Below are 22,952 nucleotides of genomic sequence, written 5' to 3'. Positions count from 1 at the left end.
GACTCAGTTTACATAATATTATTACGACATACTAATATTTCTGCAGGCCTTCTGCAAATGTCCGAATTGAAAATAAGAAGCTCTCCGAAATATCTTGTGAAAGCTCAAACGCCTGCTGTCTCATTAGGACGGCAAATCCATGCAGCATGCTCCTTAGCCCCCTCGCCGCATGAATGGCCGTCTGTTCATTGGCATAGCCAAATTGAGTGAGCAGTTGAACGACAAGCTGCACAATTCGCTCTGACAGCTCTTCTGTCCTGTCATCGGAAACTTTCAGCAAGGAGGCCTCATAAAGTCCGGGGCTTGAATGTGCAAAGTCAATATAGGCGTTTGCTAAGGCAAGAAGCGCTTTTTCCCCTGTCAGTCCACGGACGGAGGAAGACATTTGTTCATAAAGCTGTTCTAATCCGCTCACACAAAGCTCAACTTGAATGCCTTGCAGTCCGCTGACATGGTTATAAAGAGACGGAGGACGCACATTTAATTTCTTTGAAAGCGTAGACAGTGTGACTCCCTTCATGCCTTTTTGATTTGCAAGCTCAGCTGCTGCGTCTATGATAATTTCAAGGTTCATCCCCATTCTCGGTGACATCACTCATTCTCCTTTCGTAAGACGGCGCTTCGCATTTTGAAGCGCGTGCTTCATAAATGTTATTGGACTATGCAAAAGCTCTCCGTGTCCTACTGCGAGACAGCTAGGAGCTGTGTCAATTAGAATTTGTGCGCTTTTAATGGCTTTTTCCTTGTTCCAAGTCGCGAACGCCGGAAAAGGAAATGACCATTTCAAATCCCCGGAAACAGCAATTCCTCCTCGCAATTGAAACGCGTCTCCCGCTATCAGAATACCATTTCTTTCGTCAAAAAAAGATATGCTTCCTGGGGTATGCCCTGGTGTTGGAATGACAAGCAGAGAACCGATCCGCTCACCGCCTTTTACCAAAAGATCAGGTGTTGTTTTTATGTTTTTCGGCACGCCTCCTTTTATAGGCGTTTGCAGTTCATCATCCCGCAATGTTACGTCCCCCTGTAATAAGAACGAATCCCGTTCTGATATAATTTTTTGTGCGTGTGGGTATGCTGCGGCCAATGTATCAAGTGACCCGACATGGTCACTATGGGCATGAGTCAGCAAAATTTTGTTCAGCGGTTTTCCAATGCGGCTGACCGCTTCTGAAATGCCTTTAAAGCTGTTCGGCATCCCTGTATCGATCAGTGTTAATCCATCCGCTTCTTCGACCAAATAACAATTGACGGGAAAAAGCTTTGGAAAAAAGGTCAGCTGCCAAACCGATTGATGTTGTATGATTCTCATATTTTTTTATCCCCCTCGAAAACTAATGTCGTTAGTTTTATTATAACTAATGCCATTAGTTTTACAAGCCTTTTATGATAAATTCACTGCTATATATATTTTTACCTTCGCTTGCCCAAATGCAACAGCACCTTGATCATACACTTCAAAATCGCCTGAGAATGTGCGCAAATGACGCTTCTCCCATGACCAAATCTCTTTCCACGTTTCAAGCACAACCTCATCAATCGGTCCAGTTCTTGACGAAAACACGGCGTACGCTGAAGACGGTAAAGTGTTTTCTTTAAATGGTTCATACACTTTTCTTGCCTGATTTGTAAACGTTCCGATTGAGAACGTGTACATACCATGCTCTTTTTGTTCATAGTCTGAATATAAGGTGATGATTTTTTTATCCTCAGGGGGTTCAGCCAAGATGCCTTGCGGATTTTCCTGCCAAAATGAGTTCCACAGTCGCGGAATTTTCCCCTCCGAAGTCATTTCCAATGCATTGCTTGTCCTTACTGACATTCCGATAAAGTGCTGTTGCTCCATTTGTACATAATGTGAAAAACTCATGTGCATTCTCCTCTTTTTCCAAAGTATCTACAGTATAAAAAAAGAAACCTGACAGCACCGTGTCAGGTTTCATATATTATTTGCATGTGATTGATCGTATCCTTCACTTTTTCTCGGATATGGAGCGGTTTCAGCACTTCAATTTCCTTCCCGAATTGCAGTAAAAAACCGATCAGCCATTGATCTTCGGGCAGTGAAATAACGGCTTTGCAGTTTCCGCTTTCATCAAATTGAAGGGAATCTTCGCCAAACCATTCGCTAAAACGCTGCTGAGCGGGGGGCAATACGAAAAGCAGGAGGTCAGTTAAACGATCTTTTTGATACCAATTGGCATCCCAAGGCAGTGTTTTCAGCTGAATATTTTTCCTATCAAATGATTTCTGAAGAATAGCCAGTTCTTTCATTCGCTGGAGCTTAAAAAAACGAAAATCCTTTTTTGCTAAACAGTAAGCATACAGATACCAATGCCCGCTTTTAAATACCATTGTGTAAGGTTCCGTTTCTCTTGTTCTTGTCTCTCCCTTTGCGTTTGTATATGTAAAAGACACTGTAGATGTACGGTCAATTGCTGCGCTAAGTTCCTCTACGAGCTTTTTTTGGTGCTTCGTATCACCCCAGGCGGTCATGTCAATAAACCACTTTTCGGTTTGCCGCTTAAATGTTTCTAAATCCTGCTCTGGAACAAGGTGCTGTATTTTTTCAAAGGCGTCATTGTTAGAAGCCGGTTCATACATAGAAGAAACACTTTGAAGAGCAGAAGCAATCGCGGCTAGCTCCTCCTCCTTAAGCCATTGACGCTCCAGCCGATATGTTTCCATTATGCTGATTCCCCCGCCGTTTCCTTGAGCCGTTACAATCGGAATGCCCGCTCGGCTTATCGTCTCAACATCACGGTAAATGGTTCTGACAGATACTTCAAACAAGTCAGCAAGCTCAGCAGCCTGAACTTGTTTTTTACTGACTAACAGCACAACAATAGCTAAAATACGTTCAAGTTTCATATCGTGCCCCTTTTTCGACAGCCCGGGCACATCTCTTATGCAAATGAAGAAAGGCGCGCATATTGTGATAAAGCCGGGTCCTGCCTCTTTTTTGCTTCAATAGGTCTTTTATGAAGACTACTATTTGCAGACGGATAAGCATACACTACTCAACGGAGGGGATTTCTCATCATGCATCTTACACTTCAAAGCGTCTGCCCTGTCATGATTATTGTCTTTTTTCTGTATAAAAAAATTAAGCGGTCCATCGGATATCAGCCGCTAAGACCTCGCTGGCTTTTTATAAGAGTCATTCTTTTTTCATTATTTGCGGGCGGCCTCGCCGTTTTCAGCTTGACTCATCCATTTTTGTACGCGTATCTCACTCTCGGTATCCTTGGCGGCTTCCTGCTCGTATTCTTCGCTAAACGAAATATCTCGTTTGAAAAACGCAGGGGAAAGATTTATTTTCGCACCCATATTTGGGTTGAACTCATACTCTTATCCTTATTTCTGTCGAGATTTCTGTATCGCGTCTCAGAACTGTACCTTGCCCATCCAGATTTAAAAAACCCTGATTCATACAGCCAGACAATCGGAACGGACCCTCTGACAATCTGTATTTTTTTTCTGATTGCGGTGTATTATATCGGATTTTCCTCATTTGTTTTAAAAATGACCCGACATGATGACGATGAAAATCAGACCAGCCAATATGGCTGATCACGGCTTCTTGCTTAAAGTTTGTCACTTAAGCAAGAAGTTTTTTTAGTCATGGCGGGTATGATGAATCATTTGCTGAAGTACATCTAATACATGCTCATCCTCGGGAGAATAATAAATTGATGTGCCTTCTCTGCGCGATTTGACGAGACGCAGGTTCTTTAAAAATCTCAACTGGTGAGAAACGGTTGATTGCAGCAAATTCAAATGCTCCGCAATACCGTTTACAGCATGCTCGCCTTGAGAAAGCAGGTGAAGAATCCTGATTCTTGTTGGATCAGAGAGCGCTTTAAAAGTTTGAGCAACAAGAAATAACGTCTCCTCATCCAAATCAATTGCAGGGTCTTCCATTCTGTCCATGTCTTGAAATCCAGTCATGTGCCTCACCTTTCTTTTTTCATTATTTCAATCATATAACAAAAGCGGATTCATGCAAACTGCGGAGAGTTTTTGACCTTTCATTTCTTATTTTAAATTTATGTTTCAAACACAGGATATCACTTGGTCTCATGAGCGTTCTATGTCATAATAAAAAAGTCATAATGCTCCAAAAATTGAGGGTGAAACACAGTGAAGAAAAAGAAAAAAGGCTGTTTCGCTGCTGCGGGTTTTATGATGATTTTTGTCTTTGTCATTGCTTCCTTTTTAATGGTCTTGCTTTTTTCGAATCATGATCTGCTCAAAAAACTGCCGTTTGATACGAAGTCAATTGTTCTGGAAAGATTAACAGATTACAAACCTCTCGTTGAAGATGAGCTGGACGAGCAGGGCCTCTCCAACTATACATCACTTATACTTGGTATGATGTATCAGGAGTCAAAAGGAAAGGGAAATGATCCCATGCAGTCCTCTGAATCTCTTGGTTTAAAGAGAAATGAGATACAAGACCCTCAACTCAGTATTAAACAAGGCATCAAGCAATTTACTCTCATGTACAAAACCGGAAAAGATAAAGGTGTAGATTTGGAAACCATTATTCAAAGCTACAACATGGGAGCGGGTTATATTGATTTTGTAGCTGAACATGGAGGAACGCATACCGAGGAATTGGCAAAACAATACTCCGAGCAGCAGGTCGAAAAAAATCCTGAGCTTTACACTTGCGGAGGAAATAAAAATAATTTCCGTTACCCATACTGCTACGGCGATTACACGTATGCAGAAAAAGTAAAAGAAAAAACAAAAACTGTAGAAGAATCTTTAAATGTGACAACTCTTGAAACGTTAGAATAAAGGGCTCCTAAAAGGGGCCTTTTATTATTTGCTGAAACAACAAAAAAAGCCATAAAAATATGGCTTTTAATAATACGGCGATATCATTAAGTACACGATGACACCCGTCAGACTGACATAGAGCCAAAGCGGCATTGTCCATCTGGCGATTTTTTTATGTCGCTCCACCTGCATGCTGAATCCTCTGATGAGCGTAAACAGCGCAAGAGGTACAATAATTGCTGAAAGAATGATATGCGAAATTAATACAAAGAAATAAATCGAGCGCATAATCCCTTCTCCGCCATACAATGTGCTCTCTGCGACAGCATGGTACACCACATAGCAAATTAAGAACAATAATGTCGTCGTAAATGCGGCTAATATGAATCGTTTATGGGCTTTAATATTTTTCTGTTTAATCATAATAAGCGCCGCCAACAAGAAGATGAAGGTAAAGCTGTTGAATATCGCATTTAACATCGGCAAAATGTGAATATTCGCATGGCTGAACTGATCCTGTTTCGGCATAAAAAACAGCAAAGCAATTAATCCGTTGATGACAACTGTCAATGTCAGGACAATTCCGGTATAATTTTTCGGTTTATTTTCTGTCTGATTCATATGATGACCTCTCTTATTTGTACTGGCTACACAAATCGTATGCAAATTTAAAGGAGATGTCAACGTTTTCGCGTGCTTCGTCAGAATTTAGACACACTTTGAAGGCCGGACGTTTTGATAAGCCCGGCCCATGGATCATGCCTCTTGTAGTAAATCCTCAATCACTTTATGTTCGTTTTCATTCAGCAGATTCTTCTGAATTTTCGTGTGAATCGGTTTGTTCATATGACGATCAAGAATATCTGCGGTTTCTTTATCCCCGGCTATAATGAGCCGTTCCCACTTTTTCGCGGCTGCCTTTTCGTCAAGTCTTGAGGCAAGACGCTTATACAGCCTTTTTTGATTTTCTTTTATGTGATCTTTTACATCCTCCTGATCCATAGAGGAAGACGGACTTTCATGTTTTGCTTTATGCGGCTCCCACGTCTCATTCACCAGATCATATTCATAATGCTCAATCGCTTCAATTTCACCCAGAACCGTTTCAATAATCTTCACTTCATTTTGCTGCGTTAATACAAAAGCGGTGCTTGGATATTCCTCGTGAAGGGCTTCCAACTGATCGAGAACCGCTGATTCTTCCCAGTAAAATCTAGTTTCAACAGGCATTTTCAGTTCAATCACTTCCCATATGCGGCTGTGGTGAGAAGCGAAGAATACCAAACTGCGCGGCATGTCTTTTCCCTTTCCATCAATATATTGATAGATTTTTTTTATAAGGGCATCCAGACATTTTTCCTCCTCCGGATCACTGGCAGCCAGATATTCTTTTAATCGGCTAAACCCGGTTTTCAGAGCGATTTTCCACTCTCCCCCCTGTTGTTCAGGATCCCTTACATCCGTATTCACATATAATGAAAGCATTTTATCAGGCGATTCCAATTGGACATATTTCAGCTTCTTTATCAATGTGTTAAACGGCATTCATGTTCCTCCTTTATCATTCGAATTACTGTTCCTTATCCTCTCTGTTCACCCGCAAAACCTCATTTAACAAACCGAGGAAGATATTGATACACCTTTTTTATCAAAAATACTGATTTTATCATTTACAAATACCCTGCATATCTACTACAATTGGTTATTGTGTTCCAATTCACATAGACTGTTTTTCATTCTGGAAAGGAGTTTGGTTTTGTTTACTGAAACGATAGAAAAAAACCGGGAAGAGCTGAAGGAAGAGCTCAATCAATTAGAAATTCAAATGTACCGCATGCAGGAAAATATCAAGGATATTTCAAAAGATTCCCGAGTGCTTGGTATTGATCAATCGAAAGATGAAGATTGGCTGATTGTTTCCTCGATTGATGATGGCCAAACATGTAAAATTATGCTCACGGATTGTGAAACGGCATACAGAGGAAGAAGCCGATTTTCCCTTGTGGCTTCATATCAGAACGATGCCATTCATATTGGGGACATTAAAGGACCTCCGAATCTTGGATACGGTTCCATTTGCATCAAATTTTTAAAGGAAATCGCCAGGGACCATAATATTCCGAAGGTAACCGGCGACATAGCGAAGCGCGATTGGGATCATGTTGAGCGCCTGATCCATTTTTATGAAAAGCACCACTTCGAAGTCAGCGTTGATTACGATTCACAATCTGGCGGGATCAAATGGGTTGATTTGTAAAAATCAAGTTGATTGAACTATCCTTATTCCTTTTATCGCAAATATGGACTTCTGCCAAACCACATCGATTGCAGCGGCCCTGCCGCATTAAGGCTTTAGCCGAATCGTGGGCGTATATGGATAGATCAATATTAAGCGGCTGGCTTTTGAATGCCGGCCTTTTATTTTTTCACACATACATTACATCCGTAACCTTCAAGCTCCGCACTGTTGCTGGGTGAAAATGAGCTGATCTAACTTCATACATGACAAGTGTCATGTATGCACTATGATGTGTGCTACTACAAAGGACTCCTCTCTGCTCTTATACTTGGTATAGACACACAATGAGAGGATACTTTAAAATATGAATGATCAAACTATTGCTCATAAACAAAAAAAGCTTACGAAGCAAGTGGCTGCATTTGCTCAAGCCGATACTAAAAACAGTATGTTGCAGCTCCTTAATACATTTATTCCTTTCTTCGGCCTATGGTTTCTTGCTTATTTCAGCCTCAACATCTCCTATATTCTTACTTTAGGTTTTACAGTCGCGGCTGCCGGATTTTTGACACGGATATTCATTATCTTTCACGACTGCTGTCACCAATCCTTTTTCAAAAAAAAGCGTTATAACAATGTTCTCGGTTTTATCACCGGCGTTCTGACCTTATTTCCCTTTCTTCAATGGCAGCACAGCCATTCAATCCATCACGCGACAAGCAGCAACTTGGATAAACGAGGTACAGGTGACATTTGGGTGTTAACGGTAAACGAATATAAAGCCGCCTCCAAATGGACAAAAATCGCTTACAGACTTTACAGAAACCCGTTTGTCATGTTTATTCTCGGACCTATTTATGTTTTCTTGTTCACAAACCGTTTTAATAAAAAAGGCGCAAAACGTAAAGAACGCATCAACACGCACCTCACAAATATCGCAATCATTGCTTTGGCTGTTATATCCTGCCTGATCTTCGGATGGCAATCGTTTTTGCTTGTGCAAGGACCGATTTTTCTTATCTCAGGCTCGATCGGCGTATGGCTGTTTTATGTTCAGCATACATTTGAAGATTCATATTTTGAAGCGGATGAAGACTGGAACTATGTTCAGGCCGCTGTTGAAGGAAGCTCTTTTTATAAACTTCCGAAACTGCTTCAATGGCTGACAGGAAATATCGGATACCATCATGTCCACCATTTAAGCCCTAAAGTGCCGAATTACAAGCTTGAAGAGGCGCATGAGAATCATGAACCTTTACAAAACGTACCTACAATTACGTTGAAAACAAGCCTGCAATCTCTTAAATTCCGTCTTTGGGATGAAGAAAAGAAACAATTTGTTACGTTTCGGGATATTAAAAAAACGTCATCACATAATCCGCCTTCTCCAGTAGAGAAACAGTCGCTGCGGAAAAACGCCTGACCCGCAAGGAGGCTCTTTCCTGAAATCCAGAAAGAGCTTCCTTTTTCTATTGTTCAAGGGATGCAATCAGACCGTTACAGTGGTAAAGTTACTTTTAAGATGAAATGCTGAAAATGAGGTTATATCATGGTCAAAAAGTATTTAAAATTCCAGAAGCTAAGCGGAATTTCACCTTATATTTGGACAATATTTTTCATATTGCCTTTTTACTTTATATTCAAATCGTCTTCGACACTCGTTATCATTATCGGCATTGTCCTGACGCTTTTATTTTTTTCCGTGTACAGATTTGCGTTTGTCTCAAAGGGCTGGGCCATTTACATGTGGGCATTTATTTTAATCGGCATCTCCACTGCCTCTATTACGCTGTTCAGCTATATTTACTTTGCTTTTTTTATTGCGTATTTTATCGGAAATATACGAGAACGCGTTCCCTTTCATATTCTATATTATGTACATTTAACAAGCGCTGCGGTTGCCGCAAACTTCAGCTTTGTCTTAAAAAGAGAATTGTTTCTCACGCAAATTCCCTTCGTCGTCATCACTCTGATCAGCGCGATTTTGCTGCCGTTCAGTATCCGCATCCGAAAAGATCGTGAACGGCTTGAAGAAAAGCTTGAATTTGCTAACGAACGGATTTCTGAGCTGGTGAAAATGGAGGAGCGTCAGCGTATTGCCCGTGATCTTCATGACACTCTCGGCCAAAAGCTTTCTTTAATCGGTTTAAAAAGCGATTTGGCGAGAAAATTAATTTATAAAGATCCGGAACAGGCGCGCGCTGAACTAAAAAGCGTCCAGCAAACCGCAAGAACCTCTTTAAATGAGGTAAGAAAAATCGTCTCCTCCATGAAAGGAATTCGGCTGAAGGATGAATTGGTCAATATCAAACAAATTCTCGAAGCAGCCGGCATTAAGCTCATCTATGAAGAAAAGCAAACACCTGCCAGCATATCGTTACTAAATGAAAACATTCTGAGCATGTGTTTAAAAGAAGCCGTCACAAATGTCGTTAAACACAGCGGCGCCACGACTTGCCGTATTGATGTTCACCAGCAATTGAAGGAAGTCATCATTACCATTACAGATGATGGGTGCTTCAAAGGCACAGAACAATATTTTTCAAAAGGACATGGACTGCTCGGCATGAAAGAACGCCTTGAATTCGCAAACGGGAGTCTGCAAATTGACACAGAAAACGGCACACAATTAACGATGAAAATGCCAAATGAATCAAAAATCAAAGAAAAGGAAGGATCAAAATGATTACAATATTTATAGCGGAAGATCAGCAAATGCTGCTAGGCGCTTTAGGGTCGCTGCTTAATTTAGAAGATGATATGGAAGTTGTAGGAAAAGGAACAAGCGGACAGGATGCTGTGGATTTCGCCCAAAAAAATCAGCCTGATGTTTGTATCATGGATATTGAAATGCCCGGAAAAAACGGCCTTGAAGCTGCTGAAGAACTAAAAGATCTCGGCTGTAAAATTATCATCTTAACAACGTTTGCCCGTTCCGGATATTTTCAGCGGGCAATTAAAGCCGGCGTCAGCGGTTATTTGTTAAAGGACAGCCCAAGTGAAGAACTCGCAAGCGCCATTCGCAGCGTGATGGACGGAAAGCGCATCTACGCTCCTGAATTAATGGAGGATATCTACAGCGAAGCCAACCCGCTTACAGAAAGAGAAAAAGAGGTGCTCGAGCTTGTGGCTGACGGCAAAAACACAAAGGAAATTGCCAACGAGCTTAGCATTAAAAGCGGCACCGTCCGCAACTATATTTCTATGATACTCGATAAGCTTGAAGTGAAAAACCGGATTGAAGCCATTACCCGGTCAAAGGAAAAAGGCTGGTTTAAATAAAAAAAGAGCATCTTGGTCATGTCCGAGATACTCTTTTTTATTGAATCAGCCTTTTTTTTTTTATTTAGGCCCCTGCTTCAAGTGTCACCTGCACATCAAAATAAGGGCTGTATTCTGATTCAATAAGGTAAGTCTGGCAGAAGTTGTCCGCAAGTAAACATATATCACAGGCGCATGCTCCGATCAAATGACTGCTTCCCCTGCTCTTTTTGCAAACAAAACGGCTTGTTTTTCAGCCCTTTAAAATTATAAGCAAAAGCATTCCGTCTTAGAGGGTTAACCCCTTTTCTATTTACTTCGCGGTTCAGCTCCATCTCTCCCCATTCTATTTAGAATTTTGTTTTAACCGGCAATCCCCCACGGAGAAAAGACAATATAAATGACAGACACCATCACGAGAATAATACATGACGCAAGTTTTACATGCTTCCAAGGTTTCAAGTCCACTTGAGGATCATGGTTAAGACGATACTCTTTTTCTCTGGGCCGAAGCCTTCCGACAAACAGCATCACCGCCACCGAGAACGGAAAGAGGACAGCTAGGATATACAGAAAATGAATGTGCCCCAAAAAGATTTTAGATAAGCCATACAGGACAATATGAGCCGGTATCGCAATTTTAACGGCTAAGGCGGGTACTCTCTTAGAAAAGAACCCCACCACAACTGCAGCTAAGATCGGCACATTAAAAAAGCCAAACATTTCTTGAAGATAATTATACAAGCCTGATGGCGCATACAAAATAAATGGCGCAATGATAATGGAGACAACGCCAAGAATTGCTACAAATATTCTGCCTGTCTTTACAAGATCAGCATCATTTGCATTCGGTTTAAAAATCGGCTTATAAATATCAAGTGTAAATAATGTAATCGTACTATTCAATGAACCGTTAAACGAGCTTAAAATAGCGCCGAATAAAATAGCTGCAAAAATACCGGTAAGCGCTGTCGGCAGTAAATCTACGATCAGGCGGGGATAGACACTGTCGGCGTTATTGATTCCGCCTCCATAAAGATGAAAAGCAATAATACCCGGCAGGACTAAATAAAAAACCCCGACTAATTTAAAAAATCCTGCTAAGAGCGCCCCTTTTTGCCCCTCAGCCAAATTTTTAGCGCCTAATGCGCGCTGAACGATCGCCTGGTTGACAGCCCAGTAAAACAAATTATTTACTAAGAGGCCCGTTAAAATGGTTGGCCATGGCACTTCTGCGGAGTTGCTGATATCGATTGAATTAAGCTTCTCTGTATGTACGGCCGTTAATTTGGCAACACCGCCTCCAAAGTTTCCTTCACCGATAGCTAATATACCGAGCACAACAATCAGCAAGCCGCCGCAGATCAAACCGATTCCATAGATGGCATCTGCTGAGGCCGCAGCTTTCAAACCGCCGAAGAAGATATAACAGCAGCTCGTTATGCCAATGATAAATGAAATGATCAATACGGCTGTAAAAGTGCTGATTCCAAAATTATCCGTAAAACCGAAAACCTGATCTAATACAAGTGCCCCGGAGTATAAAACAGTCGGAAGGAATGAAACCGCATAGCCGATGATCAGCAACAAAGAGACAATTTGTCTTGTTTTTTGATCAAAGCGCTTTTCAAGAAAATCGGGTATTGTCGTTATGCCTGTTTTTAAATATCTCGGAAGAAAAAGTAACGCGAAAAATATCAAAGCAATCGGCGCACTCGCCTCCCAAGACATTGCAGTCATCGAACCGGCGTAGCTTTGACCGTTTAATCCAACCATTTGTTCTGTCGATAGATTGGTAAGCAATAAGGAACTCCCTATATACAACGCAGTAAGGCTTCTCCCTCCGAGAAAATAGCCGTCAGACGTATGTAAGTTCACATCCTTCGTTCTTAGCCACGAGAACAAAAATATGCCGATATTAATGAGTAAAAAAGATACGATAATCCATATCAAGTTTCTGCATCCCCTTTTTTTCAAAACATAAGACCCTTATTCCCTGTTTACGAACAGAAAAAACTTGAGAAGCACATTCGAACTTTTCAGAATATAATGGTTAGGAAAGAGAAAAAAAGGGAAGAAAAAAAAGGACACGAGCTTACGCTCAGTGTCCTTGATTTAAATACCGATATATGACTAGTTAAGAACTTTTACCTTTACAGTTCTGACGCCCCAGTTATGTGCGTCACTTGTTTTAGGTACAAATACATCTATTTTATTTCCTTTTATTGCGCCGCCAGTATCTGCTGCAGTTGCTTCTCCGTAACCTTCAACGTAGACTTTTGAACCAAGCGGAATCACTTTAGGATCCACCGCAATTACTTTTGCGTTAGGGTTTTTATTCAAGTCTACACCTGTGGCCGTAACGCCGGAAATGCCGCCGTCGTTAGCTGAATAAGCAGTTGCAGTAACTGTTAGTTCTTTTTTAGCATTTTGATTGCTTGTATTTGATTGAACAGGCTGTTCCTCTGTTTTCTCAGAAGTTTCTGCTGCAGCCTTCGATTCTTGTTTAGGTTGTTGTTGGACAGTTTCTTGTTTAGGTTGTTGTTGAACAGTTTCTTGTTTTGGCTGCTCTGTTTGCACCGCTTCTTGTTTTGGCTCAGCTTGAGGCTGGCTCTCTTGAGCTGTGTTTGAAGCTGATACCTGACCTTTAACCGCAAGTGTTGTTCCTGCATAGATCATGTCAGAGTCTAGATTGTTCCAGCTTTTAAGGCTGTTGATTGAAATGCCGTATTTTTGAGCAATCTTCCAGAGGCTGTCCCCCTCTTTAACTGTGTATTGCCCAGCGGTTGTTTCTTCTTCTGAAGAAATGGTCAGTTTCTCTCCTGCAATGATTATATCAGTAGATAGCTGATTCCATTCTTTTAAGTCCTTTAGGTTCACTCCGTTTTTCTGAGAGATTCCCCAGAGCGTGTCACCCTTTTGCACCGTGATTTCTTTCGCAGAAGCGTGAGCTCCGAATGCAGTTGATGAGATTGCTGCAACTGCGACAAAGGACATAATCGTCTTCTTCATAAGTAAATCCTCCCTTGTTAGCTTTTTATTGGCGGCTAACAGGGGATATCGTAACATATGTAAATGTCATTTCAATAACAAAACGATTTGAATTAGATTACAGTTCCTTTACATGAAAGATTTCTCTTGGTTGGAAAGACTTGCTGAACCCTTGGTATAAAGCGGTTTTGCAAGTCTTATTTGCATGGCTTTTTCCGCTCCGGACAAAATGTGTTTTCTCCAAAAAAAACTTATTTTTTTTGCTTTTTTATACTGTTTCACTTACGTAAGCTTGAATTTCTTCTAAAAAAAGCTTGCCGTATTTCACCCTTTTTTGTTCTCCCACTCCTTTAATTGAAAGAAGATCCTCTTCATTCGCAGGCTGCTTGCCTGACATTTCTTTTAGCGTTTGATCAGAAAAAACGACAAATGGCGGGACGCCTTGTTCTGCAGCAATTTGCTTTCGAAGCATGCGAAGCCGCTCAAACAAGGCGTCATTTTCAGTAATCGCAGCCGCTTTGAGCGCTTCTTTTCTGACAACGTCCTCTTTTCCAAGCAGCACGTTTCTTCCTTTATTGGTTACAAAAAGAGTCGGAAACGTACCGTCTGACATTTGAATAAAGTCATCAGAAATCAGAAACTCGATAAAATCGCTGATTTCAGATACAGATTGATGCTTTAAAATCCCGTACGTCGATAGCCGGCTGAACCCGTTATCCAGCACTTTTTTGTTTTTTGAGCCCGCCAGCACCTGAGCGATCATGGTTTTGCCGAATCGTTCATTCATACGTATCATACACGATAATACCATTTGCGCTTCTTTGGTGACGTCATGCGCTTGCCTTGTATCTGTACAGTTGCCGCATTGTCCGCAGGCTGCCGGATCAACCTCACCGAAATATTTAAGAATAAATCGCTGCAAGCAATCTTCTGTGTGGCAATAATCAACCATTTGCCTCAGTTTCTTCAGATCCTGCTTTTGCTTTCCTTCATCTGATGCCGATTGTTCGATTAAAAAGCGCTGCACCATAATATCCTGCGGTGAAAACAGAAGGATACATTCACTGTCAAGCCCGTCACGGCCTGCCCTTCCCGCCTCTTGATAGTAGCTTTCCATATCTTTTGGAATTTGATAATGCAAAACAAATCTGATATTGGATTTGTCAATGCCCATACCAAAAGCAGACGTTGCGACCATCACTTGGATTTGGTCATTAAGAAACTGCTCCTGCTGCTCTTTCCTGACTTCATCCGGCAATCCGCCATGATAACGGCCTGCGTTTATATGCTGCCGTTTTAGTTTTTCACAGATCCGGTCTGCTTCTTTTCTTGTCGCAGTATAAATGATGCCTGCTTCAAGCTTATTTCTGTTCAGGTACTCTTCTATAAAGCGATCTTTATTTTCGCCTTTTGCTACTTTAAAGGTTAAGTTGTCACGGGAAAACCCGGTATAAACCGTATTTTCCTTTTCAATATGAAGCTGTTTGCAAATGTCCTCATGCACCTCAGGAGTAGCTGTCGCGGTTAATGCCATAATGACAGGCTTCTCTTTTAACTCACGAAATAGAATTTCAATATTTCTGTAGCTTGGTCTAAAATCGTGCCCCCATTGCGAAATGCAGTGGGCTTCATCAATAGCCACGAGCGGGACGGTGATGCTTTGTAAAATCCGAATGAATTCCGGTGAGGTTAAACGCTCCGGCGTAATATAAAAGAGATGATAAGAACCGTTTTTCAAAGCAGTTAAGCGGCTCTGAATGTCTTGATTGGATTGTGTGCTGTTAATATACGCCGCTGCGATTCCGGCTTCCTCAAGGGCATCGACCTGATCTTTCATTAAGGAAATCAAAGGCGAAATCACAATCGTCGTTCCTTCAAATAACAAAGCCGGAATTTGATAACAAATAGATTTTCCGCCGCCCGTCGGCATAATACAGGCCGTGTTCCGTTTGGCTTCTGTCACTGACCGTATCGCCTGCTCCTGACCGGGGCGCAGCTTCTCATACCCAAAATAATGCGCTAATAGCGATCGGGCTTTCTCTAACATAACGTCTAAGACCTCGCTTTTTCTTCGTTTCTCCCATCTTATCATAAAAAGAAGCCTTGCTATTACTGGTCGGCTGAAATTGAATTTTCAAAAGAAAAACGCAAAATAAAAAGCCATCTCCAAAAGGAAATGGCTTTCGCTACGTATTGCCGTATGCATGTAAGAAAGTTTTAAACCACCACTCCTCAAAGTGGGTGTTTGCAGAAGCGTTCCTGTCGTCCTCTATCTTGGAGGCATGACATTCCGGCTTCGATGTAAAACTCCCTATTACAGCTTAAAGGTTAAAACTTAATTATCAATACGAACAATGTAGCTTCTATTAAAGAATACACGATTACTGACATTTTTTCAAGCGGTTATGATATTACAATAAAAAAACTTTTTTCAGAGCTCAGAAAAGACACTTTACTGAGACAGCTTTATCACATTCAGTTTCTTCATTATATAAATATAATAAAATAGAGATAAATTTCCATAAAATAAAAACCCCCGGCTATAAAAAGCACGGGAGTTTCCATCAATATTAGAATTTAGCAGCAAGGTCTTTTGCTTCTTGTAAGCCTTTTTCAACGATTGTTTGTGCGTTATCCGGAGCTGCATTATGGCCTTCAATCACCACGGTATGCAAATCTTGTACGCCCCAGAAGCCAAGAACTGTTTTCATGAAGTTCAGAGACATTTCAAGAGCAGCCATCGGTCCTTCAGAATATACGCCTCCGCGTGCGTTAAGAAGTGCTACTTTTTTGTCTCCCATTAAGCCTTTTGGACCTTCTGGCGTATATGTGAAAGTAACACCCGCGCGAGATAGGTAATCAACATAAGTATGAAGCACAGCAGGCACTGTGAAGTTCCAGAGCGGGAATGCAAAAACAACTTTATCAGCTTTTACAAATTGGTTCAGATAAACGTCTGCCGTTGACGCTTGTTTTTTCTCTTCTTCTGACATTTCAATGCCTTTAGCGGCTTTGAATGTTCCATTAATCATATCTCTTCCAAGGTAAGGAAGGTTTTCTTTATGAAGGTCCAGTTCGATCACTTCATCATTTGGGTTAATTTCTTTATAAGCAGCCAAGAAAGCTTCATATAATTTTACTGAAACACCTTCTTCAGCTGTACGATCGCTTGCTTTAACAAATAAGACTTGAGACATTTTTATTCCTCCCGGTAATCTTTTTATATTTACTTACAAATAGTATGTTACTTTCTTTTTTAAATAATGTCAATCCATTTATTTCGAATTCGAGGTTTTTTTACGAAAAAAAAGGCAAGTACCGCAAAAGCCTGTACTCGCCTTCTTGAAACTTTTATTTTGAGTCCTGCTCCCAATCTAAAACTTCGTACGTAGCGGAGCTTTTTTGATCAATCGTTTCTTTATTCGAAAGGTCTTTCACCTGTGCATGAAATTCCTTTTCAACCGCAGGTGCATCAGGCTCTAGAGCCTCTTCCCTGTCAGTCTGAGCTTCAACAGTCATCCTTGCGTACGGCACAGCATCGAGCCTCTCATAAGGGATTTCTTCTCCAGTCGCTTCACATATTCCATAAGTTCCGTCTTTTATTTTTTGTAAAGCACTGTTTACTTCATCTAATAGTTCCCTGTCTACTTCCTTTACTGTTTGGTCTGTCATTCTGTCCGTATACAGGCTGCCGTGGTCTGCCATATGGTTATCCACTCCGTTAGACAGCTCACCCGCTTCTTCTGTCATAGATTCCGTTGCTTTTTTCGGGCCGGACAATTCTTTTTGCAGATCTAGCAATTTATGATAGAGATGCTGAGTTTGTTCTTTAGTTAATGCCATGTGTAACCACTCCTTTCTTTTTGCTTTCCCGTTTTTAAAAAGAACAAACCTTAAAACAAAAACACCTTCGTTTCCTCTGCTTTTTCACAAAAAAACCGGCCATCATAAAGACGTCCGGTGTGTCCGCTAAGCTGTGAAACACTTTAGCTGCATAAATATTTTGTCAAAATCGCCTGAACTTCACTCAGGTCGGTGTCTTTCGCAAATTCTAAATCGAAGGTCTTGCTTCTTGTCATCAGCAAAAGTCCAGTATCGGGGTCAAACATTCCCGCTTCCTGAATAGCAAAGCTTTCAATCGTTTTATAAGGAAGAAATACACGCACTTTCTTTTTGGAGAACATTTTATTATCAAAAAATATGATTCGTTTATTTGTAAAGCAAATTTGGTCAACCCGGAGCTTGTAGATAGATTCTATTCTTTCCCCTTCAACGAGCAAAGCTTCAAGTTTCTTTGCGTCAGTTGGTCTGCTAACAGAAAAAATACCCAATTAAGAACCCCTCTTCCTGCATTTATCTATTATTTTTATTATCAGTACGTAAAATAAGTTCTATATCCCTATATAAGAATACGACATGAACGTCATTTAAACCATTACGAATAGATTACATTTTCTAAAAATCCGATCCGATCATTTTAAAAACCGCGCGCTTATTTGCTGTCATAACATAGTACGTGCAGATATAGATGAAAGTTTCATTTTTCAGGGTCATTTCCAGATTATTTTTTAAAAAATTTCGTTTATTTCAGATAATTCGGTTTTATTTTCCATTTATCTGAACGAAAAAAAACCGCAGTTCTTTGCCTGCGGTTTTAAGATCATCTAATCCCGATCCGTATCTTCAATCGTTCCTTCATAATACGTATCTGAAATTTGTTCCCTTGTGACATCCTCGCCTTCTGTAGGATGCTTTTGTTCTGGGAAGTTCTCTGCTTCTTCTTTTCCGTTATTGACTTGTCTTTTCATTATGCATTCACCCTTTTTTCTTTGATCATTCTTTATTATGGATGATGCATGGCATATTCATTCAGTCAATCAGACCTCTTCAAAGTACTCTTTATAGAATCCGCCAACTTTATTGGAATTGTCTACGACAAACAGGAATTCTTCTGTTTCGTTTTTCACTTCATATTCTTTCCCCGGCGTTAAAACGCGGTTTACGATGTATTTTTTTGCATTTGTTTGAACACATTTTACTTTTCTCACTGTTTCTTTTTTCAGCCATGTTTTATGAATCATTCTAAAAGCTCCTTTTTCTTATCGATATGTTCATTGTAGCTTTTTTCTCTTATCAAATGCAATAATGGTTATTCATTGATTTTGCTATACCCTCTATTATAAAATCATTGTATACGCTTACTAATATCACAAACTTCGCAGTCTAACCATTCCAAACCAACGCACCAACGAATCGACTATCACCAAGAATCTCAGTGCAGACCATTACAAATTACAGGAGGTTTGTTACAAATGAGTTCTTTAACGATGCAAATCAGTAAGAGGCTGGAGACATTTTTACAAGGGACCAAAAAACTGTACATTGACGGCAAATTTGTTCCGAGTGCTTCAGGAGCAACCTTTGTCACCCCAAATCCGGCAACCGGTGAGACGTTGATGACACTCTTCGAAGCACAAGCCGAGGATGTTGATAAAGCTGTAAAAGCCGCAAGAAAGGCCTTTGATCAAGGTGAGTGGCGCACGATGCCGGCAGCTTCCAGAAGCAGATTGATGTATAAATTGGCTGACCTGATGGAGGAGCATCAAACAGAACTCGCTCAGCTTGAAACACTCGACAATGGAAAACCGATAAGCGAAACAACAAACGGAGATATTCCGCTGGCCATAGAGCATATGCGCTACTATGCCGGCTGGTCTACTAAAATAACCGGACAGACGATACCTGTTGCGGGTTCTTATTTTAATTATACCAAGCATGACCCTGTCGGAGTCGTTGGTCAAATCATCCCGTGGAACTTCCCTCTTCTTATGGCCATGTGGAAAATGGGCGCTGCGCTTGCGACAGGATGCACCATTATCTTAAAGCCCGCTGAGCAAACGCCGCTTACGGCGCTATACTTGGCTGAATTAATTGATGAAGCCGGTTTTCCTGACGGCGTTATTAATATTATTCCCGGATTTGGAGAAACTGCGGGAGAAGCGCTGTCCAACCATGAAGAAGTGGATAAGATCGCCTTTACAGGTTCCACTGAAATCGGCAAAAAAATTATGGAAACAGCCGCAAAGTCAATTAAGCGCGTAACATTAGAGCTTGGCGGAAAGTCTCCTAATATCATCTTGCCTGACGCGAACTTGAAAAAAGCCATTCCGGGAGCCTTAAACGGTGTTATGTTTAACCAAGGCCAAGTGTGCTGCGCTGGTTCACGGGTCTTTATTCAAAAAGACCGATACGATGAAGTGGTCAGTGAGATGGTTACTTATGCGGAATCCCTTCGTCAAGGTGCAGGCCTGCACAAAGATACACAAATCGGACCGCTTGTAAGCAAAGAACAGCACGAACGTGTCCTTTCCTATATTCAAAAAGGCAAGGATGAAGGAGCGAAAGCCGTGACAGGCGGAAGCTGTCCGTATGAGGAAGGATATTTTGTATCACCAACTGTATTTACCGACGTAGAAGACGGCATGACAATTGCAAAAGAAGAAATTTTCGGCCCGGTCTTAACTGCCATTCCATACGATACGGTCGATGAAGTGATCGAACGGGCAAACAATACCGAATATGGCCTTGCAGCCGGATTGTGGACCGAAAATCTGAAACATGCTCACTATATCGCTGACCGCCTGCAAGCCGGAACAGTCTGGGTGAATTGCTATAACGTGTTTGATGCCGCATCCCCATTCGGCGGTTACAAGCAATCAGGACTTGGAAGAGAAATGGGATCATACGCCTTAAATAATTACACGGAAGTAAAAAGCGTGTGGATTAACTTAGAGGATTAAAAAGAAGATTTTGAAAAACTGCTGCCCTGACAGCAGTTTTTTTGTTTTTTCTTTCTGTAATGCCGTCGAAAGAGCATGAATATATATGCTTCTGAAGGAGTTGAACGCGATGAGCACACTTCAGGAGCAGGTAGCACGCTGCCAAAAGAAAACCATAACACAGCTGAAAAACATGCAAAATGCTGATGGTTCATGGTCTTTTTGCTTTGAAGGCCCAATAATGACGAATTCATTTTTCATCCTCCTTCTCACCTCATTTGAAGAAAAGGGTAATGAAGAACTGATTGTAAAATTGGCAAAAGGCATACGGGAAAAACAGCGGCCGGATGGAACGTTTACCAATTATCCCGGTGAAGAAAAAGGGAATGTGACAGCCACTGTCCAAGGATACGTCGGAATGCTTGCGTCCGGATGTTATCTGAGGTCTGACCCTCATATGATACAGGCAGAACGTTTTATTATTTCTCAGGGCGGTCTCAAGGATGTTCATTTTATGACAAAATGGATGCTTGCAGCCAACGGGCTTTATCCTTGGCCGGCGCTTTACCTTCCGCTGTGTCTCTTGGCTATTCCCCCAACGTTTCCGCTTCATTTTTACCAGTTCAGCACGTACGCGCGAATTCATTTTGTGCCCATGGCCGTGACTCTTAATCAAAGATTCTTTCTGAAAAATCCAAATATCCCCTCTCTCAAATATCTCGATTCGCATATGTCTAAAAATCCTTTCACATGGCTCAGAACAGATGCGTATGATCAGAGGGACCTCTCTTCTATTCTGGCCTATTGGAAACAGCTGCTGAACGTGCCGTTTTCTTTACATCAGCTTGGCTTTCGTACAGCCAAAACCTATATGCTTGATCGTATAGAAAAAGACGGGACCCTGTACAGCTATGCCAGCGCGACCATTTTTATGATCTACAGCCTTCTGTCCCTTGGCATGTCACGCCATTCTTCCATCATTCAGCAGGCTTTGAACGGGGTTAAAACGTTGGTTACGGAATGTGACGGCATCCCTTATTTAGAGAATTCCACATCTGCTGTTTGGGACACCGCTTTAATCAGCTATTCCCTTCAGCAAAGCGATGTGCCTGAGAAAGATTTGATGATAACCGGAGCCGCAAACTTTCTGTTGGAAAGACAGCATAAAAAGAAAGCAGATTGGTCTGTCAAAAATCCGCACGCTGCACCCGGCGGCTGGGGCTTTTCAAAAATCAACACCAATAATCCTGATTGTGATGATACCGCAGCCGCATTGCAAGCGATTCCGCGCTCCCTGTCTCCTATGTCTTGGGATCGGGGGCTGAACTGGCTATTGTCTATGCAAAACAAAGACGGAGGATTCTCTGCCTTCGAAAGAAATGTGAACCACCCTCTTATCCGTCTGCTTCCGCTTGAGTCGGCTGAGGACGCAGCGGTTGATCCTTCGACACCCGACTTAACCGGACGCGTGCTCCGCTTCTTAGGTGAAAAAGCAGGTATGACACAGGATAACAGGCAAATAAAAAAAGCCGTCAACTGGCTCATCGATAACCAGGAGGATAACGGATCATGGTACGGCAGATGGGGCGTTTGCTATATTTACGGAACATGGGCCGCTATAACAGGAATGCGTGCCTGCGGTACAGAAGCGTTTCACCCTGCTGTCAAAAAAGCGGTGCATTGGCTGAAAACAATTCAGCATGATGATGGCGGCTGGGGTGAATCCTGCAGAAGCGCCGAAGTCAAAACGTACGTACCTTTACGATATGGAACGGTAACCCAAACAGCCTGGGCGTTAGATGCTTTATTGCAATATGAAGAACCTGATCACCCGTCTATTACAAAAGGACTCGAGTTTCTTATTAACAGCGAAAATCACAATAAGCAGAGTCTTGCCTATCCAACAGGAATCGCACTGCCAAAACAGTTTTATAATCGGTATCACAGCTATCCTTTTGCCTTTTCTTTACTGGCTTATTCAAGCTATATGAAATCTATTGAAAAGAGGGAGATGAAATGAAACGCCATACGTACCAAACCGAGATGATCAATTGGTGTGAGGATTTGAAAGAACAGGTTCAAAAACGAGGGCAATATAATCATTTTGAGACTCAATTTAAAAAAGTTTTTGATAAGCTTGAGGATGAACAAGCGACAGAAGAAGAATGGTACCGGGAGGCCGCCGCATTATACAGAGATATAACAGAGGCAGACGGAACAAGCGAAAGAAAGACCTACGTGCCGATTGGAAAGCATGTTCTGCCAAAGCTTCCTTACAAGTATTCGGCACTTGAACCCTATATTTCTCGTGAGATTATGACACTTCATCATACAAAGCACCATCAAAGCTATGTGGACGGTTTAAATAAAGCAGAACTGGAGCTAAAGAAAGCAAGACAAACGAAAAACTATGAGTTAGTCGCCCACTGGGAACGAGAGCTTGCTTTTCATGGAGCGGGACATTATTTGCACAGCATTTTTTGGTTCTCGATGCATCCGAACGGAAAAAGGCGCCCTACCGGAGCATTGTTTCAAATGATAGATTTGTCGTTCGGCAGCTATTCTGCCTTCAAAGAGCACTTCACACAAGCGGCTAAAAAAGTGGAAGGTGTCGGCTGGGCCATACTCGTTTGGTCGCCGCGCTCCGGACGGCTTGAGATCCTAGCTGCTGAAAAGCATCAGCTTTTCAGCCAATGGGACGTCATCCCCTTACTGCCCCTTGATGTATGGGAACACGCCTATTATTTACAATATAAAAATGAGCGGGCAAAATATGTTGATAACTGGTGGAATGTCGTTGATTGGCGCGAGGCGGAAAAACGTTTCGAAAAAGCGCGAAACGTAGTATGGCAGCTTTATTAAAAAAGCCCCCGATGATTGGGGGCTTTTTTACT

At 41.6% G+C, this 22,952-nt stretch carries 24 protein-coding genes and 1 other RNA gene; 9 read left to right on the top strand and 16 right to left on the bottom strand.

The annotated features are described in order from the left end of the window. Positions 1-31 precede the first annotated feature (31 nt). From AXI57_RS12135 to AXI57_RS12120, 4 genes are all read right to left on the bottom strand, one after another. Positions 32-592, bottom strand: coding sequence for a TetR/AcrR family transcriptional regulator (locus tag AXI57_RS12135; protein ID WP_061670203.1), 561 nt, complete (start codon positions 590-592; stop codon positions 32-34). Between the two features lie 3 nt (positions 593-595). After that, positions 596-1,312 (bottom strand): MBL fold metallo-hydrolase, encoded by a 717-nt coding sequence (locus AXI57_RS12130; protein WP_061670202.1) that lies wholly within the window; start codon positions 1,310-1,312, stop codon positions 596-598. Positions 1,313-1,384: 72 nt separating this feature from the next. Next, a complete protein-coding gene (locus AXI57_RS12125) occupies positions 1,385-1,870 on the bottom strand; it encodes a GyrI-like domain-containing protein (RefSeq protein WP_061670201.1) in 486 nt (161 codons plus the stop codon). A gap of 62 nt (positions 1,871-1,932) precedes the next feature. Further along, the gene (locus tag AXI57_RS12120; protein WP_061670200.1) at positions 1,933-2,871 is read right to left on the bottom strand and encodes a helix-turn-helix transcriptional regulator; all 939 of its coding nucleotides are present in this window, start codon (positions 2,869-2,871) and stop codon (positions 1,933-1,935) included. Positions 2,872-3,042: 171 nt separating this feature from the next. Between AXI57_RS12120 and AXI57_RS12115 the strand changes: the two genes are divergently transcribed. Continuing rightward, positions 3,043-3,573 (top strand): CcdC protein domain-containing protein, encoded by a 531-nt coding sequence (locus tag AXI57_RS12115; RefSeq protein ID WP_003325820.1) that lies wholly within the window; start codon positions 3,043-3,045, stop codon positions 3,571-3,573. A gap of 45 nt (positions 3,574-3,618) precedes the next feature. On the opposite strand, the gene czrA is transcribed toward AXI57_RS12115, so the two are convergent. Further along, positions 3,619-3,951 carry a Zn(II)-responsive metalloregulatory transcriptional repressor CzrA gene (gene czrA / locus AXI57_RS12110; RefSeq protein WP_061670199.1) on the bottom strand — a complete coding sequence of 111 codons (333 nt, stop codon included), beginning with the start codon at positions 3,949-3,951 and terminating at the stop codon, positions 3,619-3,621. 192 nt (positions 3,952-4,143) lie between these two features. Here czrA and AXI57_RS12105 point away from each other — a divergent pair, with 192 nt between their 5' ends. Next, positions 4,144-4,806 carry a lysozyme family protein gene (locus AXI57_RS12105; RefSeq protein ID WP_003325818.1) on the top strand — a complete coding sequence of 221 codons (663 nt, stop codon included), beginning with the start codon at positions 4,144-4,146 and terminating at the stop codon, positions 4,804-4,806. Between the two features lie 66 nt (positions 4,807-4,872). On the opposite strand, the gene AXI57_RS12100 is transcribed toward AXI57_RS12105, so the two are convergent. Together AXI57_RS12100 and AXI57_RS12095 are read right to left on the bottom strand one after the other, a co-directional pair. Then, the gene (locus tag AXI57_RS12100; protein WP_061670198.1) at positions 4,873-5,409 is read right to left on the bottom strand and encodes a DUF420 domain-containing protein; all 537 of its coding nucleotides are present in this window, start codon (positions 5,407-5,409) and stop codon (positions 4,873-4,875) included. Between the two features lie 135 nt (positions 5,410-5,544). Continuing rightward, positions 5,545-6,333 carry a VLRF1 family aeRF1-type release factor gene (locus AXI57_RS12095; RefSeq protein ID WP_061670197.1) on the bottom strand — a complete coding sequence of 263 codons (789 nt, stop codon included), beginning with the start codon at positions 6,331-6,333 and terminating at the stop codon, positions 5,545-5,547. 211 nt (positions 6,334-6,544) lie between these two features. Between AXI57_RS12095 and AXI57_RS12090 the strand changes: the two genes are divergently transcribed. The 4 genes from AXI57_RS12090 to desR all read left to right on the top strand — a co-directional run bounded on the left by AXI57_RS12090 (position 6,545) and on the right by desR (position 10,309). After that, the gene (locus AXI57_RS12090) at positions 6,545-7,045 is read left to right on the top strand and encodes a macro domain-containing protein (RefSeq protein ID WP_003325814.1); all 501 of its coding nucleotides are present in this window, start codon (positions 6,545-6,547) and stop codon (positions 7,043-7,045) included. Between the two features lie 346 nt (positions 7,046-7,391). Next, positions 7,392-8,450, top strand: a complete 1,059-nt coding sequence (desA, locus tag AXI57_RS12085) for a Delta(5) desaturase DesA (RefSeq protein WP_061670196.1) — start codon at positions 7,392-7,394, stop codon at positions 8,448-8,450. A 126-nt stretch (positions 8,451-8,576) separates the two neighbouring features. Further along, entirely contained in the window at positions 8,577-9,713 is a 1,137-nt protein-coding gene (locus tag AXI57_RS12080; RefSeq protein ID WP_061670195.1) for a sensor histidine kinase, read from the top strand. Further along, positions 9,710-10,309: a two-component system response regulator DesR gene (gene desR, locus AXI57_RS12075; RefSeq protein ID WP_061670194.1), complete on the top strand. Its 600-nt coding sequence runs from the start codon at positions 9,710-9,712 to the stop codon at positions 10,307-10,309. Before AXI57_RS12080 ends, desR begins: the two co-directional genes overlap by 4 nt. 342 nt (positions 10,310-10,651) lie before the next feature. On the opposite strand, the gene AXI57_RS12070 is transcribed toward desR, so the two are convergent. The 9 genes from AXI57_RS12070 to AXI57_RS12035 form a co-directional block, all read right to left on the bottom strand. Further along, positions 10,652-12,241 carry a solute:sodium symporter family transporter gene (locus AXI57_RS12070; RefSeq protein ID WP_061670193.1) on the bottom strand — a complete coding sequence of 530 codons (1,590 nt, stop codon included), beginning with the start codon at positions 12,239-12,241 and terminating at the stop codon, positions 10,652-10,654. A 180-nt stretch (positions 12,242-12,421) separates the two neighbouring features. Beyond that, positions 12,422-13,300 carry a 3D domain-containing protein gene (locus AXI57_RS12065; protein WP_061670192.1) on the bottom strand — a complete coding sequence of 293 codons (879 nt, stop codon included), beginning with the start codon at positions 13,298-13,300 and terminating at the stop codon, positions 12,422-12,424. A 247-nt stretch (positions 13,301-13,547) separates the two neighbouring features. Beyond that, positions 13,548-15,326: a DNA helicase RecQ gene (gene recQ, locus AXI57_RS12060; protein WP_061670191.1), complete on the bottom strand. Its 1,779-nt coding sequence runs from the start codon at positions 15,324-15,326 to the stop codon at positions 13,548-13,550. 132 nt (positions 15,327-15,458) lie between these two features. Next, a non-coding RNA gene (ssrS, locus tag AXI57_RS12055) (6S RNA) lies at positions 15,459-15,645 on the bottom strand. Between the two features lie 204 nt (positions 15,646-15,849). Beyond that, positions 15,850-16,476: an FMN-dependent NADH-azoreductase gene (locus tag AXI57_RS12050; RefSeq protein ID WP_061670190.1), complete on the bottom strand. Its 627-nt coding sequence runs from the start codon at positions 16,474-16,476 to the stop codon at positions 15,850-15,852. A 154-nt stretch (positions 16,477-16,630) separates the two neighbouring features. Then, positions 16,631-17,122, bottom strand: a complete 492-nt coding sequence (locus tag AXI57_RS12045; RefSeq protein ID WP_061670189.1) for a TraR/DksA family transcriptional regulator — start codon at positions 17,120-17,122, stop codon at positions 16,631-16,633. A 143-nt stretch (positions 17,123-17,265) separates the two neighbouring features. Continuing rightward, a complete protein-coding gene (locus AXI57_RS12040) occupies positions 17,266-17,610 on the bottom strand; it encodes a PH domain-containing protein (RefSeq protein ID WP_003325803.1) in 345 nt (114 codons plus the stop codon). Positions 17,611-17,943: 333 nt separating this feature from the next. Beyond that, a complete protein-coding gene (locus tag AXI57_RS21385) occupies positions 17,944-18,087 on the bottom strand; it encodes a DUF4025 domain-containing protein (protein ID WP_010788920.1) in 144 nt (47 codons plus the stop codon). A gap of 69 nt (positions 18,088-18,156) precedes the next feature. Then, positions 18,157-18,360, bottom strand: coding sequence for a DUF6501 family protein (locus tag AXI57_RS12035; protein ID WP_003325801.1), 204 nt, complete (start codon positions 18,358-18,360; stop codon positions 18,157-18,159). Positions 18,361-18,591: 231 nt separating this feature from the next. Here AXI57_RS12035 and AXI57_RS12030 point away from each other — a divergent pair, with 231 nt between their 5' ends. The 3 genes from AXI57_RS12030 (at position 18,592) to AXI57_RS12020 (ending at position 22,920) form a co-directional block, all read left to right on the top strand. Beyond that, positions 18,592-20,079 (top strand): aldehyde dehydrogenase family protein, encoded by a 1,488-nt coding sequence (locus AXI57_RS12030; protein ID WP_003325800.1) that lies wholly within the window; start codon positions 18,592-18,594, stop codon positions 20,077-20,079. A 109-nt stretch (positions 20,080-20,188) separates the two neighbouring features. Next, positions 20,189-22,078 carry a terpene cyclase/mutase family protein gene (locus AXI57_RS12025; protein WP_061670188.1) on the top strand — a complete coding sequence of 630 codons (1,890 nt, stop codon included), beginning with the start codon at positions 20,189-20,191 and terminating at the stop codon, positions 22,076-22,078. Further along, the gene (locus tag AXI57_RS12020) at positions 22,075-22,920 is read left to right on the top strand and encodes a superoxide dismutase (protein WP_061670187.1); all 846 of its coding nucleotides are present in this window, start codon (positions 22,075-22,077) and stop codon (positions 22,918-22,920) included. The genes AXI57_RS12025 and AXI57_RS12020 overlap by 4 nt, the downstream gene beginning before the upstream one ends. Positions 22,921-22,952: the final 32 nt, after the last annotated feature.

Source organism: Bacillus atrophaeus, assembly GCF_001584335.1.
In the GTDB taxonomy this organism is placed as follows: domain Bacteria; phylum Bacillota; class Bacilli; order Bacillales; family Bacillaceae; genus Bacillus; species Bacillus atrophaeus.
This window is presented reverse-complemented; position numbering and strand designations above follow the sequence as displayed.

Coding starts and splice junctions, on each gene's coding strand:
- AXI57_RS12125 (WP_061670201.1), bottom strand. CDS start 1,870: ATGAGTTTTTCACATTATGTACAAATGGAGCAACAGCACTTTATCGGA.
- AXI57_RS12025 (WP_061670188.1), top strand. CDS start 20,189: ATGAGCACACTTCAGGAGCAGGTAGCACGCTGCCAAAAGAAAACCATA.
- AXI57_RS12130 (WP_061670202.1), bottom strand. CDS start 1,312: ATGAGAATCATACAACATCAATCGGTTTGGCAGCTGACCTTTTTTCCA.
- AXI57_RS12035 (WP_003325801.1), bottom strand. CDS start 18,360: ATGATTCATAAAACATGGCTGAAAAAAGAAACAGTGAGAAAAGTAAAA.
- AXI57_RS12115 (WP_003325820.1), top strand. CDS start 3,043: ATGCATCTTACACTTCAAAGCGTCTGCCCTGTCATGATTATTGTCTTT.
- AXI57_RS12080 (WP_061670195.1), top strand. CDS start 8,577: ATGGTCAAAAAGTATTTAAAATTCCAGAAGCTAAGCGGAATTTCACCT.
- AXI57_RS21385 (WP_010788920.1), bottom strand. CDS start 18,087: ATGAAAAGACAAGTCAATAACGGAAAAGAAGAAGCAGAGAACTTCCCA.
- desR (WP_061670194.1), top strand. CDS start 9,710: ATGATTACAATATTTATAGCGGAAGATCAGCAAATGCTGCTAGGCGCT.
- AXI57_RS12135 (WP_061670203.1), bottom strand. CDS start 592: ATGTCACCGAGAATGGGGATGAACCTTGAAATTATCATAGACGCAGCA.
- AXI57_RS12100 (WP_061670198.1), bottom strand. CDS start 5,409: ATGAATCAGACAGAAAATAAACCGAAAAATTATACCGGAATTGTCCTG.
- AXI57_RS12030 (WP_003325800.1), top strand. CDS start 18,592: ATGAGTTCTTTAACGATGCAAATCAGTAAGAGGCTGGAGACATTTTTA.
- desA (WP_061670196.1), top strand. CDS start 7,392: ATGAATGATCAAACTATTGCTCATAAACAAAAAAAGCTTACGAAGCAA.
- AXI57_RS12120 (WP_061670200.1), bottom strand. CDS start 2,871: ATGAAACTTGAACGTATTTTAGCTATTGTTGTGCTGTTAGTCAGTAAA.
- AXI57_RS12095 (WP_061670197.1), bottom strand. CDS start 6,333: ATGCCGTTTAACACATTGATAAAGAAGCTGAAATATGTCCAATTGGAA.
- AXI57_RS12020 (WP_061670187.1), top strand. CDS start 22,075: ATGAAACGCCATACGTACCAAACCGAGATGATCAATTGGTGTGAGGAT.
- AXI57_RS12065 (WP_061670192.1), bottom strand. CDS start 13,300: ATGAAGAAGACGATTATGTCCTTTGTCGCAGTTGCAGCAATCTCATCA.
- AXI57_RS12050 (WP_061670190.1), bottom strand. CDS start 16,476: ATGTCTCAAGTCTTATTTGTTAAAGCAAGCGATCGTACAGCTGAAGAA.
- AXI57_RS12045 (WP_061670189.1), bottom strand. CDS start 17,122: ATGGCATTAACTAAAGAACAAACTCAGCATCTCTATCATAAATTGCTA.
- recQ (WP_061670191.1), bottom strand. CDS start 15,326: ATGTTAGAGAAAGCCCGATCGCTATTAGCGCATTATTTTGGGTATGAG.
- czrA (WP_061670199.1), bottom strand. CDS start 3,951: ATGACTGGATTTCAAGACATGGACAGAATGGAAGACCCTGCAATTGAT.